Below are 14,088 nucleotides of genomic sequence, written 5' to 3' on the forward strand. Positions count from 1 at the left end.
AGTTGTGTTTATGGCATTGCATCAGGTGCGTCCCAGGATCCTGGGCTTTATCAGCGAAGACGTGTCGGCCTGGCTGGTGGCTTCGCTGGTCCTGCTGGCCGGTACGGTCCTGACCGGCTTGCTGACCTGGGCGATGATGAGCCTGTCCAATCAGCAATTGCGCCTGCGCTTCGAGCTGCAAGCCGAGGAGCGTTTCAGCCGCATCGAGGAACATTTCCAGGACCAGGAGCTACGCCTCGACAGCCTCAGGCGTTTCTTTGCCAACTCCGAAGAGGTTTCCAGCAACGAGTTTAGTGGCTACGCCGACGCGCTGTTGCGCCGTACCCGGGCCTTCGCCTGGGCGCCCAGGGTGCGGCGCGACGAGCGGCGTGCGTTCGAACAGCAAGTGCGGGCCGAAGGCGCCACGCAATTTACGATCCGTGAGGCGGACGGTGGCGGTGGCCTGCAACAGGCCGCCGAACGGAACGAATACACACCGCTGCTCTACATCCAGAGCCAGGCGCCTTACGGGGCACCACTGGGCCTGGACCTGCTTTCCGAACCCTTGCGTCGTGCCGCCGTTGAGCGGGCCCGCCGGCGAGGCGAGCCGGTGGTCTCGCAGCCATTGGACCTGATGGGGGTCGACCCGGTATTTACCCGGGGGGTACTGTTGGTCGCGCCGGTCATCCGGGAGTCGGCCAACGAACCATTCGGATACGTGGTGGCGGCCATCAGCATGCGCCAACTGGTGGGCAGTGGGCTGCCGTCGTCCGGTCACGACAATCTGTCGATGCGTGTCATGGACCTGTCTACCGAGCACGCGCAGGAGACGCTGTTCGAATCCCACAACCCGCCGGGTCGCAGCGATTTTTCGGCGACTCGCCTGTTGCGCCTGGCCGATCGCGCCTACCGGGTGGAGTTGCGGCCTAGCCGGGTGTTCCTGTCCAGCAATCATTCTTCGATCACCAGCCTGGTGATACTCGGCGGCTTACTCAGCCTGCTGCTCAGCGCCTTGCTCTATGTACTGGTCAGCCAGCGGCAGCGGGCCTTGAAACTGGTAGAGCAACGCACCCGTGAACTGCGCGCCCGGGAACAGGAGCTGCGTGGTACCCACGGCCAGTTGCGCGGGGTGTTGGATGCCGCGACCCAGGTCGCGATCATCGCCACCGACCTGCGCGGTGTCATCACCACCTTCAACGTCGGTGCCGAACAGATGCTCGGCTACCCGAGCTGCGAGGTCCTGCAAAGCATGACCCTGGAGGGCCTGCATGTACCACGCGAACTCCAGGCGCGCGCCGCGCAGCTCGGTGCGCGCTTTGGCAAGCCGATTCCGACGTGCCATGCGATGCTGCTCGAGGGCGGCGAACAGGGTGGGCAACAGGCGCGGGAGTGGACTTTGGTGCGCCGCGATGGCAGCCACCTGACCGTGAACATGCTCGCCACCCCGATGCTCGATGACCAGGGGCTGTGGGTCGGGCACCTGGCAATCTGCATCGACATCACCGAACGCAAGCGCGTCCACGAAGCATTGGCAGCCCGTGACCTGTTGCTGAAAAAGCTCAGCGCCCATGTGCCTGGGGGGATCTACCAGTTCAGAATGGATTTCAATGGTCGCTTCAGCGTGATCTATGCCAGCGACGGTATTCGCGACATCTATGAATTGGAACCCGATGTATTGGTGCAGAACGCCGAGGCGATGTTCTCGCGTATTCACCCGCTGGACAGCACGCGTGTCCGCGCTTCGATTCGCGCTTCGGCCCATACCTTGAGCCCGTGGCGGGAAGAGTACCGGGTGCAATTGCCCTTGCGCGGCCTGCGCTGGGTACGCGGCGAGGCCACGCCCGAGGAGCTGCCCGGCGGCGGGGTGTTGTGGCATGGCTATGTCTCGGATATTTCCGACCTCAAGCGGGTGGAAGAAGAGCTGAGGGCCTTGTCCGTCACCGATGCCCTGACCGGCATTCGCAACCGCCGCTATTTCCAGGATCGCCTGACTTCGGAGATGGCTCGGGTCGAGCGCGGTTCCGGGGGGCTGGCGGTCATCATGCTCGACATCGATCATTTCAAGCGCATCAACGACCAGCACGGCCACGCAGTGGGTGACCGGGTGTTGCAGGCGGTCTGCCAGCGCGTCGCCCAACGGTTGCGTCGCACCGATGTGTTCTGCCGGCTGGGTGGCGAAGAGTTCGTGGTGCTGTGCCCGGACACCGACAGCGATAGCGCCTACACCTTGGCATTGGAGCTGTGGGAAGGTTTGCGGGCGGCGCCCATCGAGGATGTGGGGTTTGTCACCGCCAGCTTCGGTATCGCCACCTGGCGCGCCGGGGAGGGCGCCGATGCACTGCTGCTAAGGGCTGACTCGGGCGTGTATGCGGCCAAGCAGGCCGGGCGGGATCGGGTTGAGGTGCAGTTGGGCTAGCCACTTTGGCTAGGTATATGGGGGTAAAGTGTGGGAGCGGGCTTGCTCCCACAGTTGATCTCTGGTGGGGGTTAGAGCACCGAAGCCGTCTGCGGCAGTTTCGGCTGGCGGTACAGGTCCAGCAGCACCTGGTCCAGCACCGACGAAGCGCCCCAAGGCTTCGGATCGTTGAGAATCGCCACCACCGCCCACGTGTTGCCATTGATGTCACGGCTGTAGCCAGCGATGGCGCGGACGGTGTTCAGGGTCCCGGTCTTGACGTGGGCTTCGCCGGCCATGGCGGTGGTCTTCAGGCGTTTGCGCATGGTGCCGTCGGTACCGGCAATCGGCATCGAACTGATGAACTCCGCCGAGTACGGGCTGCGCCAGGCGGCCTGCAGCATTGCTGCCATTTCCCGGGCGCTGACCCGTTCGGCGCGGGACAGGCCGGAGCCATTTTCCATCACCAGGTGCGGCGCGGTGATGCCTTTCTTCGCCAACCACTGGCGCACCACTCGTTGCGCCGCCTTGGCGTCATCACCGTCGGCCTCGTTACGGAACTGCTCACCGAGGCTCAGGAACAGCTGCCGGGCCATGGTGTTATTACTGTATTTGTTGATGTCGCGGATGATTTCCGCCAGGTCCGGGGAGAACGCCCGGGCCAGTACCTTGGCGTTGCTCGGGGTCGCGGCCAGGCGGTCCTTGCCCTGAATGCTGCCGCCCAACTCTTTCCAGATCGCCCGCACCGCTCCTGCGGTGTAGGTGGGATGGTCCAGCAACGACAGGTAGGTCTGGGAGCTGCAACCGTCTGCGAGTTGGCCGCCGACGGTCACCGTCACGCTGCCGTCCGCCTGGGACACCGGGTTGTAGCGCACGCCGCCGGCGCATTGCTTGGAATTAACGGCCTTGACCTGGTTGTCGATGCGAACGCTCGCAATCGGCGGCTCCACCGACACCATCACCCGGCCGCCGTCGTTGCGGGCGACGAAGCGCAGGGCCTTGAGGTTGACCAGCAACGAGTCAGGCTTGACCAGGAATGGTTTGTTTTCGTCGTTGCCGTCGTCGTTGAACGCGGGCAGTTGCGGCTGGATGAAGAAGCTGCGGTCCAGCACCAGGTCGCCGGTAACCTGCTGCACGCCGTTGGCCCGCAAGTCGCGCATCAGCAGCCAGAGTTTTTCCATGTTCAGCTTGGGATCGCCGCCGCCCTTGAGATACAGGTTGCCGTTGAGGATCCCGCCATTGAGGGTGCCATCGGTGTAGAACTCGGTTTTCCACTGGTGATTGGGGCCGAGCATTTCCAGGGCTGCGTAGGTGGTCACCAGTTTCATGGTGGACGCTGGATTGACCGAGACGTCGGCGTTGTACAGGGTCGGGGTGCCGGGACCGTTGAGCGGCACCATTACCAGCGACAGTGCGTCATTCTGCAGCTTGCTGGCCTTGAGGGCCTTTTGCACGTTGGGCGACAGGGCGGTGTTGATCGTGGCGGCGTGGCTGGTAACAGGGAGGGCCAGGGGAAGAAGAAGGCTGGCCAGAAGCAGTGGACGCAAAGATTTGATCATTTGAAATAAAACCCTACAGGCGAGGGGGAAAGACGAGGGCATGAAAATGAACGCCCTCAACGGTCATGAAAGTCTCGGCATTATGCCCCAAGCCGCAACGGCTTGGGCCGTGCCTGAGCCCTTCAGCTGCTATTTTTTACCGACGGTAGGTCGATACGCCCGATCAGTCGGGCAATCGACGCACCAAACTGGTAAAGTGCCGGCCGTTATTACTTATGAGGATTGTTCCAATGGCGACTAACCGTTCCCAGCGTCTGCGCAAAAAACTGTGCGTGGATGAATTTCAAGAGCTGGGTTTCGAATTGAACCTGGATTTCAAAGAAGATCTGGCCGATGAGGCTATTGACGCTTTCCTCGACGCTTTCTTGAAAGAAGCCATGGAAGCCAACGGCCTGGGCTACGTCGGCGGCGACGACTACGGTCTGGTTTGCCTGCAGAAGCGTGGCTCGGTCACTCAGGAGCAACGTGCTGCTGTTGAAGCCTGGCTCAAGGCGCGTCCTGAGCTGACCAGCGTTGAAGTCAGCCCGCTGATGGACGTCTGGTACCCGGAAAAGCCGATCAATCCGGTCGCTTGATGGTCTGAAACTGGCAGCCCGTTATTCGGGTTGCCGGTCAAAAGATCGCAGCCTTCGGCAGCTCCTGCAGGATGCACGCATTCCAATGTAGGCGCTGCCGAAGGCTGCGATCTTTTTTAGGCGCTACGCCAGTTCAGGATCAGCAAGGTCAACACCCCCGCCACAATCCCCCAGAACGCCGAACCGATGGAAAACAGCGTCAGCCCCGACGCCGTGACCATGAAGGTGACCAACGCAGCTTCCCGTTCCTTGACTTCGCTCATGGCGATGCTCAAGCCATTGATGATCGACCCAAACAGCGCCAGGGCCGCGATGGACAGCACCAGTTCCTTGGGCAGCGCCGCGAACAATGCTGCCAGCGTCGCGCCGAACACCCCGGCAATCCCGTAGAAGATCCCGCACCAGGCCGCCGCCGTGTAGCGCTTGTTGCGATCTTCGTGGGCGTGGGGCCCGGTGCAGATGGCCGCGCTGATGGCCGCCAGGTTGATGCCATGGGAGCCGAACGGCGCCAGCAGTAGCGAGGCGATGCCGGTGCTGGTGATCAGCGGCGAGGCCGGCACGTTGTAGCCGTCGGCCCGCAGTACGGCGATGCCGGGCATGTTCTGCGAGGTCATCGCCACCACGAACAACGGAATGCCGATGCTGATGGTGGCCGCCAGGGAAAAGTGTGGCGTGGTCCAGACCGGCGTCGCGACTTCCAGGGCAAAGCCGCTGAAGTCCAACAGCCCCAGCAGGCCCGACAGCGCCGTACCGATCAACAGTGCCGCCAGAACCGCGTAACGGGGTGACAGGCGCTTGACGATCAGGTAGGTGAAAAACATCCCCAGCACCAGGCCGGTGCGATGCTGGGTGGCAACGAAGATCTCGCTGCCGATCTTGAACAGGATCCCCGCCAGCAACGCCGCCGCCAGCGAGGCAGGAATACGCTTGACCAGGCGCTCGAAGCTGCCGGTCAGACCGCAGATCGTCACCAATATGGCGCAGGTGATATAGGCGCCGATGGCCTCCCCATAACTCACGCCGCCCAGGCTGGTGATCAGCAGCGCCGCGCCGGGTGTCGACCAGGCGATGGTGATCGGCGTGCGATAGCGCAGCGACAGCCCGATGGAACACACCGCCATGCCGATGGAAATTGCCCAGATCCACGAGGAAATCTGCCCGCTGGTCAGCCCGGCTGCCTGCCCGGCCTGGAACATCAGCACCAGGGAACTGGTGTAGCCGGTCATCATCGCAATGAACCCGGCGACGATGGCTGAAGGCGAGGTGTCGGCCAATGGACGAAGTGGCGTGGTCGTGACTTCGGTCATGGTGGGCGGTGGTCCTTGTTGTAGAGTGGCTGGGCTTGATCGCGCCGCAGGTTTTGGGTTTCAAGCCTAAACTCAACGCAGTAGCCGATTGCAATACAGCCATGCCCGCAAACAGCCGTACAGTCGTGTTGCCATCAGAGGTTGTGTACAATCGAGCTGTTTTTTACGCGATACTTGCCAGCGACCCGCTGTGCCGTATTACAGTCACGGTCAATTCGCCGCAGTTCTCCCGACTCGAGTGCCCATGAACGAACAGTTGCAGCCCCTCAAGAAACAACCGCGAACTGGTAAAGCCGGCCGCAGCGGAACCCAGGACGATATTGTCTATGCGCATATCTTCGAGGCCATCCTCGAGCAACGCCTGGCACCCGGTACAAAGTTGAGCGAAGAGGCACTGGGGGAGATTTTCGGGGTCAGCCGCACGATCATTCGCCGGGCGCTGTCGCGCCTGGCCCACGAAGGCGTAGTGTTGCTGCGACCCAATCGCGGTGCCGTGGTGGCGAGCCCGAGTGTCGAAGAGGCTCGCCAGGTGTTCATGGCCCGGCGCCTGGTGGAAAGGGCGATCACCGAATTGGCGGTCCAGCATGCCACTGCCGAACAATTGACTGAGCTGCGGCAGATGGTCAGCGATGAGCGCGACAGTTTCTCCCGTGGCGACCGCGGCGCCGGCATCCGCTTGTCGGGAGAGTTCCACCTCAAGCTGGCCGAAGCGGCGAAAAACGCCCCGTTGATCAGCTTCCAGCGCAGCCTGGTGTCCCAGACGTCGCTGATCATCGCTCAATACGAAAGCGGCAACCGTTCCCACTGTTCCTATGACGAACACACCCAATTGATCGACGCCATCGAGGCCCGCGATGCCACGCTGGCGGTGGACTTGATGATGCATCACATGGACCACATCGACAGCAAGCTCAACCTCGACGAGGAAAGTGCCTCGGATGACTTGCATGCGGTGTTCTCGCACCTGCTGCAGAGCAAGAAGCCTGGGCGGTCGACGGCTAAGCTCTGAGGGTTGAATCAGTCATACCGAGTCGCCTTCATCGCGAGCAGGCTCGCTCCCACAGGGGATTTGTGTCGTTCACAACAACCCTTGTGGGAGCGAGCCTGCTCGCGATTGGCGGCATGACAGGCGAATGAAGTTTATCGCTGATGCACCAACTGACCGGCCGCATACGTCTGCGCCACCGTCCGGTCATCCCCCAGCGTCATCAACACGAACAACCGCTCGGCAATGTCCTTGGCCTGCTTGAGGCGATAGCCCAGCAGCGGTGTGGCGTTGTAGTCCAGCACCAGGAAATCCGCGTCGGTACCCGGCTGCAACGTCCCGATTTTGTCCTCCAGTCGCAGGGCCCGGGCGCCGCCGAGGGTGGCCAGGTACAACGACTTGAACGGGCTCAGCCGCGCGCCTTGTAACTGCATCACCTTGTAGGCTTCGTTCAGGGTTTGCAGCAGCGAAAAACTGGTGCCGCCACCCACATCGGTGCCCAGCCCCACGTTCACTTTATGTTTCTCCGCCATCGGCAGGTTGAACAGGCCGCTGCCGAGGAAGAAGTTTGAGGTCGGGCAGAAGGCGATAGCCGAACCGGTCTCGGCCAGGCGGGCGCATTCGTCGTCACATAAATGCACGCCGTGAGCGAACACTGAGCGCTCGCCGAGCAACTGGTAGTGGTCGTAGACGTCCAGGTAACCCTTGCGCTCCGGGAACAGCGCCTTGACCCACTGCACTTCCTGCAGGTTCTCGCTGATGTGGGTCTGCAGGTACAGGTCGGGGTATTCCCCCAGCAACTGGCCGGCCAAGGCCAGTTGTTCCGGAGTGCTGGTGGGGGCGAAGCGCGGGGTCACGGCGTAGTGCAGGCGGCCCTTGCCGTGCCAGCGCTCGATCAGCGCCTTGCTCTCGGTGTAGCTCGATTCGGCGGTGTCGACCAGGTAGTCCGGGGCGTTGCGGTCCATCATCACTTTGCCGGCGATCATCCGCAGGTCGAGCTTCTGGGCCACTTCAAAAAACGAATTTACCGATTGCGGGTGCACACTGCCGAAGACCAGCGCGGTGGTGGTGCCGTTGCGCAGCAGTTCCTTGACGAAAATGTCGGCCACGGCATCGGCGTGGGCCTTGTCGGCGAACTGGCTTTCGCAGGGGAAGGTGTAGGTGTTGAGCCAGTCCAGCAATTGCTCGCCATAGGCGCCGACCATGCCGGTCTGTGGCAGGTGGATGTGGGTGTCGATCAACCCAGGGGTGATGAGCGCGTCCGGGTAATGAGTGACTGCGATGTCAGTTGCCAGGGTCGGCAGCAGGTCGTGGGCGTGGCCGATGGCGCTGATCTGGCCGTTTTCCACCACCAGCAAGCCGTCTTCGAAATATTCATAGGATGCCTCGATCCCGACTTCGGTCGGGTCGGCGAGGCTGTGGAGCAGGGCGGCGCGGTAGGCTTTGCGTGTCAGGGGCATGGGCATTCTCAACGAGTGTTCAACGGTTTGCCTGGCTACGGCGCGAGGCCGGCAGCAGCTTGGCAATCGGTTCGGCGCGGGCGGTGTGCTGGCCGAAATCGGCGTTATAGGTGGCGATGATTTCGCCGGCGATGGAGATGGCGATTTCCACAGGCAACTTGCCTTTGACTTCGCCGATGCCCATCGGGCAACGCATGCGTTGCAAGGTGCTGCTGTCAAAACCACGATCACGCAGGCGATGCTCGAACTTGACCCGCTTGGTCTTCGAGCCGATCAGGCCGAAGTAGGCAAAGTCGTTGCGCTTGAGGATCGCGGCGCTCAGTTCCAGGTCGAGCTGATGGTTGTGGGTCATGACGATGCAGTAGCTGCCTATGGGCAATTCGTCGACTTCATCCAAGGGCTCTTCGGTCACGATCTTGCGCACGCCATGGGGCAGCTGTTCGGGGAACTCCGCCTCCCGCGAGTCGATCCAGCGCACCTTGCAGGGCAGGCTCGCCAGCAGCGGTACTAGGGCGCGGCCGACGTGGCCGGCGCCGAACACGGCGATTTGCGCCTGAACCAGGCCCATGGGTTCGAACAGCAACACGGTCACGCCGCCGCAGCACTGGCCCAGGCTCGCACCGAGACTGAAGCGCTCCAGATGGGTGTTCTGCTGGCCGCTGGCGAGCATGTGCCGGGCGATTTCCATTGCCTTGAATTCCAAGTGCCCGCCACCGATGGTGTCGAACGTCTGGCTGGCGCTGATGACCATCTTCGAACCGGTGTTGCGCGGGGTGGAGCCGAGCTCTTCGATGATTGTCACCAGCACGCAGGGTTCACCGCGGGTTTGCAGGTCGGCGAGGGCGCTGATCCAGTTGTACATATTCACCTCGACATCTCTGTTGTCTGTTCGGCCGCTTTCGCGAGCAGGCTCGCTCCCACATTGGATTGCGTTCCCCTGTGGGCGCGAGCCTGCTCGCGAAGGCCGCACTGCGGCCTAAAGCGAAACCGGCTCGGCCGCGGCTTGTGCAGGCTTCACAGTCTTCAACTGCCGCATCTGCTCACACCCCCACAACACCCGCTCCGGCGTTGCCGGGGCGTCAATGTTCGGTTGGTGCTGGTAATTCCCCAGGCTCGCCACGGCGTCCTTGATGGCGCACCACGCGGCGATGCCGAGCATGAACGGCGGCTCGCCCACGGCCTTGGAGTGGAACACCGTGTCTTCGGGGTTCTTGCGGTTCTCCACCAGCTTGACCCGCAGGTCCAGCGGCATGTCGGCCACGGCGGGGATCTTGTAGCTGGCCGGGCCGCAGGTCTCTAGCTTGCCCTTGTCGTTCCACACCAGTTCTTCCATGGTCAGCCAGCCCATGCCCTGGATGAAACCGCCCTCGACCTGGCCAATGTCGATGGCCGGGTTCAGCGAGGCGCCGACGTCGTGGAGGATGTCAGTGCGCAGCATCTTGTACTCGCCGGTGAGGGTGTCGACGATCACCTCGGCACACGCCGCGCCATAGGCGTAGTAGTAGAACGGTCGACCACGGGCCTGGCTGCGGTCGTAGTAGATTTTCGGGGTCTTGTAGAAGCCGGTGCTCGACAGTGAGACCTGGGCGAAATACGCCTGCTGCACCAGCGCCTCGAACGTCAGGATGTGATCGCGTACCCGCACATGGCCGTTGTGGAATTCGACGTCCTCTTCGCTGACCTTGTGCTGCCGCGCGGCGAACTCCACCAGGCGCCGCTTGATGGTTTCGGCGGCGTTCTGCGCGGCCTTGCCGTTCAGGTCGGCACCGCTGGAGGCGGCGGTGGGCGAAGTGTTCGGCACCTTGTCGGTGTTGGTCGCGGTGATCTGTACCCGGTCCATTTCCACTTGGAATACCTCGGCCACCACTTGGGCAACCTTGGTGTTCAAGCCCTGGCCCATTTCGGTGCCGCCATGGTTCAAGTGGATGCTGCCGTCGGTGTAGATGTGAATCAAGGCGCCGGCCTGGTTGAGGAAACTGGCGGTAAAGGAGATGCCGAATTTCACCGGGGTCAGCGCCAAGCCTTTTTTCAGGATCGGGCTGCCTGCGTTGTAGCGACGGATCGCTTCGCGGCGTTCGGCGTACTGGCTGCTTTCTTCAAGCTCGGCGGTCATTTCCTCGAGCATGTTGTGCTCGACGGTCTGGTAGTAGTGGGTGACGTTACGCTCGGTCTTGCCGTAGTAGTTGGCCTTGCGCACGGCCAGCGGATCGAGTCCCAGGTGCCGGGCGATGGCATCCATCACCTCTTCGATGGCGACCATGCCTTGGGGCCCGCCGAAACCCCGGTAAGCGGTGTTCGACGCAATGTTGGTCTTGCAGCGGTGGCCGTTGATGGTTGCATCGCCCAGGTAGTAGGCATTGTCGGCATGGAACATTGCCCGGTCGACGATCGAGGCCGACAGGTCCGGCGAGCAACCGCAGTTGCCGGCCAGTTCCAGGGCGATGCCGTGCAGGCGCCCGCAGCTGTCGAAGCCGACGTCGTATTCGATGTAGAAGGGGTGGCGTTTGCCGGTCATCAGCATGTCTTCCACGCGGGGCAGGCGCATTTTGGTCGGCTGGCCGGTGAGGTGCGCGATGACGGCGCACAGGCACGCCGGACTGGCGGCCTGGGTTTCCTTGCCGCCAAACCCGCCGCCCATGCGGCGCATGTCCACCACGACTTTGTTCATCGACACGCCCAGTACCTCGGCCACCAGTTTTTGCACTTCGGTGGGGTTCTGGGTCGAGCAGTAGACGAGCATGCCGCCGTCGTCGGTGGGCATCACCGAGGAAATCTGGGTTTCCAGGTAAAAGTGTTCCTGGCCGCCGATGTGCAGCGAGCCTTGGATGCGATGCTCGGCGCTCGCCAGTGCCGTGGCCGAATCGCCGCGCTGATGGGTGTGGCTGTCGAGCACGAAGTGCCGCTTGCGCAGGGCCTCGACCACGTCCAGCACCGGTTCCAGGTCTTCGTATTCGACGATGGCTGCCATCGCCGCCTTGCGCGCGGTGTCCAAGTCCTTGGCGGCGACGGCCAGCACCGGTTGGCCGACGAACTGCACGTCATCGATGGCCAGTAGCGGATCGCCGGGCAGCAGTGGACCGATGTCCTTCAGGCCGGGGATGTCTTGGTGGGTAATGGCGATGCGCACGCCTTCGAAGGCGTAGCAGGGCGCGGTATCGATACGGATGATCCGGGCGTGGGCGCGGTCCGATAGCCGGGCATAAACGTGCAACTGGTTCGGGAATTCCAGGCGGTCATCAATGTACTGTGCTTCGCCGGACACATGCTTGGCGGCGCTGTCATGCTTGACGCTGCGGCCCACGCCGGTGGTCAGGTCGCGGGCGAACAGTTCGGCGAGTTCGGCTTGGGGCTTCTCTACGGTGTGATGGTTAGACATAAGCGGTCACCCGAGTCTCGATGTGCGGCGTTTGCAGTTCGATGAAGTATTTGCGCAACAGGTTGCGGGCGCTGAGCAGGCGGTACTCCTTGCTGGCGCGGAAGTCCGACAGCGGCGTGAAATCCTCGGCCAGGGCCGCGCAGGCGCGTTCAATGGTGCTGTCGGTCCACGGCGCACCGATCAATACCGTTTCGCAATGCTTGGCGCGTTTTGGGGTCGCGGCCATGCCGCCGAAGGCCACGCGGGCGTCGCGGACCACGCCGTTGTCGATGCGCAGATTGAACGCCGCGCATACAGCGGAAATATCATCGTCCAGACGCTTGGACACCTTGTAGGCGCGGAACGCCTGTTCGGCACTGGCCCGCGGCACGATGATCTTTTCGATGAATTCGCTTTCCTGGCGGGCGGTGACCCGGTAGTCGATGAAGTAGTCCTCCAGGGCCAGGGTGCGGCGGGTCTGGCCTTTGCACAGCACAATCTGCGCGCCGAGGGCGATCAGCAGGGGTGGCGAGTCGCCAATCGGTGAGGCGTTGCCGATGTTGCCACCCAGGGTGCCCTGGTTGCGGATCTGCAGCGAGGCGAAGCGCTGCAGCAATTCGCCAAAGTCCGGGTACTCGGCTTTCAAGACCTCGTAGCAATCGGAGAGGGCGGCGGCGGCACCGATCTCAAGGCGATCGTCGAAGCGTTCGATGCGCTGGAGTTCGGCGACGTTGCCCACGTAGATCATCACCGGCAGGGTGCGGTGAAATTGCGTGACTTCCAGGGCCAGATCCGTACCGCCGGCCAGCAAGCGCGCCTGGGGATACGCATCGTAAAGATCGGCCAGGTCGGCCACGGTCAGCGGCACCAGACAGCGTTTGTCGCCGCTGTTGAGCTCGCCGGTCTCGGTGGGGGCGATGGCTTTGAGGCGGGCGATGGTTTCGGCCTCGCGGGCGTCGAACTGATCTGGTTGTTTCCCACAGCAGGCCTGCTCGGCGGCGGCCAGGATCGGCCGGTAGCCGGTGCAGCGACAGAGGTTGCCGGCCAAGGCTTCGTGGGTTTTATGGGCGTCGGGTTGTTCGCTGTTCTTTTGCAGGGCGAACAATGACATGACGAAGCCCGGTGTGCAGAAGCCGCATTGTGAACCGTGGCAATCGACCATCGCCTGCTGGACGCTGTGCAGTTGGTCCTGATGCTTGAGGTCTTCGACACTGATCAGTTGCTTGCCGTGCAAGGACGAGACGAAGGTCAGGCACGAATTGAGGCTGCGATAGCGAATGCGCTCGCGGCCATCGGCGTCCGTGTGCAATTCGCCCACCACCACGGTGCACGCGCCACAGTCGCCGCTGGCGCAGCCTTCTTTGGTGCCTGGCTTACCAACGTGTTCGCGCAAATAGTTGAGCACGGTCAGGTTCGGGTCCAGGGCGTGCTCGCTACGGAGTTCCTGGTTGAGTAAAAACTGGATCACGGAAGGCCTCGCAGACTCATTATTGTTGTATCGACTTGGGCCTGAATTTATCAGGTCTGACTTTTCGGTCAACGATTTTCTGACTTAAGGGTCAAGAAATCGCACTCAATCGATGAGCAACGGTCTATGGACACTGTAGAACTCTGGGGGAGCCGAGCTTGCTCGCGATGACGACGATACATTCAGTATGGATGCAAGCTGCCATGCCACTATCGCGAGCAAGCTTGGCTCCCATAGGATTTTTGCTTATATCGTGCCAAAAACCCGGTACAGGCCCTGCGCCATGACGTATCGAGTGCGCTACACTGCGCCGCTTGTGCAAATCGAAGAGTTTGAAGGACAACCATGACGTTCAAGGCCCCGGACAGCCTCGCCGAGCAAATCGCCCATCACCTCGCCGAACGCATCATTCGCGGCGAAATGAAACCGGGAGAGCGCATCCAGGAGCAGAAGGTCACGCTGGCGCTCAACGTCAGTCGCGGCTCGGTCCGCGAGGCCTTGCTGATCCTGGAACGACGCCACTTGATCGCGATCCTGCCGCGCCGCGGCGCCCACGTCACCGAACTCACCGAACACAAGGTGCGCAGCCTCTGCACGCTGATGAGCGAGCTGTACATCCTGCTCGGCAACGCCGTAGCCCATGGCTGGAAAGAACAGGTCGACATGGCGCCGTTCGTGGCGATCCAGCAGCGTCTCAACGACGCCTACGCGCGCCAGGACATCCGCACCTTTGTCGATGAAAGCTTCAGCGTGATGCGCGCTGCCTATCCCTTTGCCAACAACCCGTATTTGCAGGAAACCGTCGAGAACCTGCAACCGGCCATGAGCCGTGCCTATTTCCTGGCCCTGGATCAGCGCAAGGCGGAAATGAGCGAGTTCCTCGACCTGTTCCAGCGCCTGCTCGCCGCCGTGCTGGCCCGTGATTTGCCGCAGATCCGCATCGTGCTCACGGCCTACGCCCAGCGCAGTTGTGATCTGGTGGTTTCTGCCCTGACGGCGGCCTGA

General features: G+C 62.3%; 10 protein-coding genes. 4 read left to right on the top strand and 6 right to left on the bottom strand.

The features are described 5' to 3' along the window. Nucleotides 1–10 precede the first annotated feature (10 nt). Nucleotides 11–2,395: a sensor domain-containing diguanylate cyclase gene (locus AACY31_RS10985; protein ID WP_339476729.1), complete on the top strand. Its 2,385-nt coding sequence runs from the start codon at nt 11–13 to the stop codon at nt 2,393–2,395. Nucleotides 2,396–2,466: 71 nt separating this feature from the next. Here the strand turns inward: AACY31_RS10985 and dacB are convergent, their stop codons facing one another. Next, nucleotides 2,467–3,933, bottom strand: a complete 1,467-nt coding sequence (gene dacB, locus AACY31_RS10990) for a D-alanyl-D-alanine carboxypeptidase/D-alanyl-D-alanine endopeptidase (protein WP_339476731.1) — start codon at nt 3,931–3,933, stop codon at nt 2,467–2,469. A 230-nt stretch (nt 3,934–4,163) separates the two neighbouring features. On the opposite strand from dacB, the gene AACY31_RS10995 reads away from it, so the two are divergent. After that, nucleotides 4,164–4,508, top strand: coding sequence for a YggL family protein (locus AACY31_RS10995; RefSeq protein ID WP_025212695.1), 345 nt, complete (start codon nt 4,164–4,166; stop codon nt 4,506–4,508). A gap of 116 nt (nt 4,509–4,624) precedes the next feature. Here AACY31_RS10995 and AACY31_RS11000 read toward each other — a convergent pair whose 3' ends face one another. Continuing rightward, nucleotides 4,625–5,815, bottom strand: coding sequence for a benzoate/H(+) symporter BenE family transporter (locus AACY31_RS11000; RefSeq protein ID WP_339504456.1), 1,191 nt, complete (start codon nt 5,813–5,815; stop codon nt 4,625–4,627). Between the two features lie 244 nt (nt 5,816–6,059). Here AACY31_RS11000 and AACY31_RS11005 point away from each other — a divergent pair, with 244 nt between their 5' ends. Next, the gene (locus AACY31_RS11005; RefSeq protein ID WP_339476735.1) at nt 6,060–6,824 is read left to right on the top strand and encodes a GntR family transcriptional regulator; all 765 of its coding nucleotides are present in this window, start codon (nt 6,060–6,062) and stop codon (nt 6,822–6,824) included. Nucleotides 6,825–6,955: 131 nt separating this feature from the next. Here AACY31_RS11005 and guaD read toward each other — a convergent pair whose 3' ends face one another. The 4 genes from guaD to xdhA form a co-directional block, all read right to left on the bottom strand. Then, the gene (gene guaD / locus AACY31_RS11010) at nt 6,956–8,260 is read right to left on the bottom strand and encodes a guanine deaminase (RefSeq protein WP_339476737.1); all 1,305 of its coding nucleotides are present in this window, start codon (nt 8,258–8,260) and stop codon (nt 6,956–6,958) included. A gap of 19 nt (nt 8,261–8,279) precedes the next feature. After that, nucleotides 8,280–9,122 carry a xanthine dehydrogenase accessory protein XdhC gene (gene xdhC, locus AACY31_RS11015; RefSeq protein WP_339504458.1) on the bottom strand — a complete coding sequence of 281 codons (843 nt, stop codon included), beginning with the start codon at nt 9,120–9,122 and terminating at the stop codon, nt 8,280–8,282. Nucleotides 9,123–9,236: 114 nt separating this feature from the next. Further along, complete coding sequence (gene xdhB / locus AACY31_RS11020; protein ID WP_339504460.1) at nt 9,237–11,636, bottom strand: xanthine dehydrogenase molybdopterin binding subunit; 2,400 nt, start codon at nt 11,634–11,636, stop codon at nt 9,237–9,239. Next, nucleotides 11,629–13,083: a xanthine dehydrogenase small subunit gene (gene xdhA, locus AACY31_RS11025; protein WP_339476744.1), complete on the bottom strand. Its 1,455-nt coding sequence runs from the start codon at nt 13,081–13,083 to the stop codon at nt 11,629–11,631. The genes xdhB and xdhA overlap by 8 nt, the downstream gene beginning before the upstream one ends. 345 nt (nt 13,084–13,428) lie before the next feature. Here xdhA and AACY31_RS11030 point away from each other — a divergent pair, with 345 nt between their 5' ends. Then, nucleotides 13,429–14,088 (top strand): GntR family transcriptional regulator, encoded by a 660-nt coding sequence (locus AACY31_RS11030; protein WP_339476747.1) that lies wholly within the window; start codon nt 13,429–13,431, stop codon nt 14,086–14,088.

It is taken from the genome of Pseudomonas sp. RL_105y_Pfl2_101, assembly GCF_963970585.1.
Taxonomy (GTDB): Bacteria; Pseudomonadota; Gammaproteobacteria; order Pseudomonadales; family Pseudomonadaceae; genus Aquipseudomonas.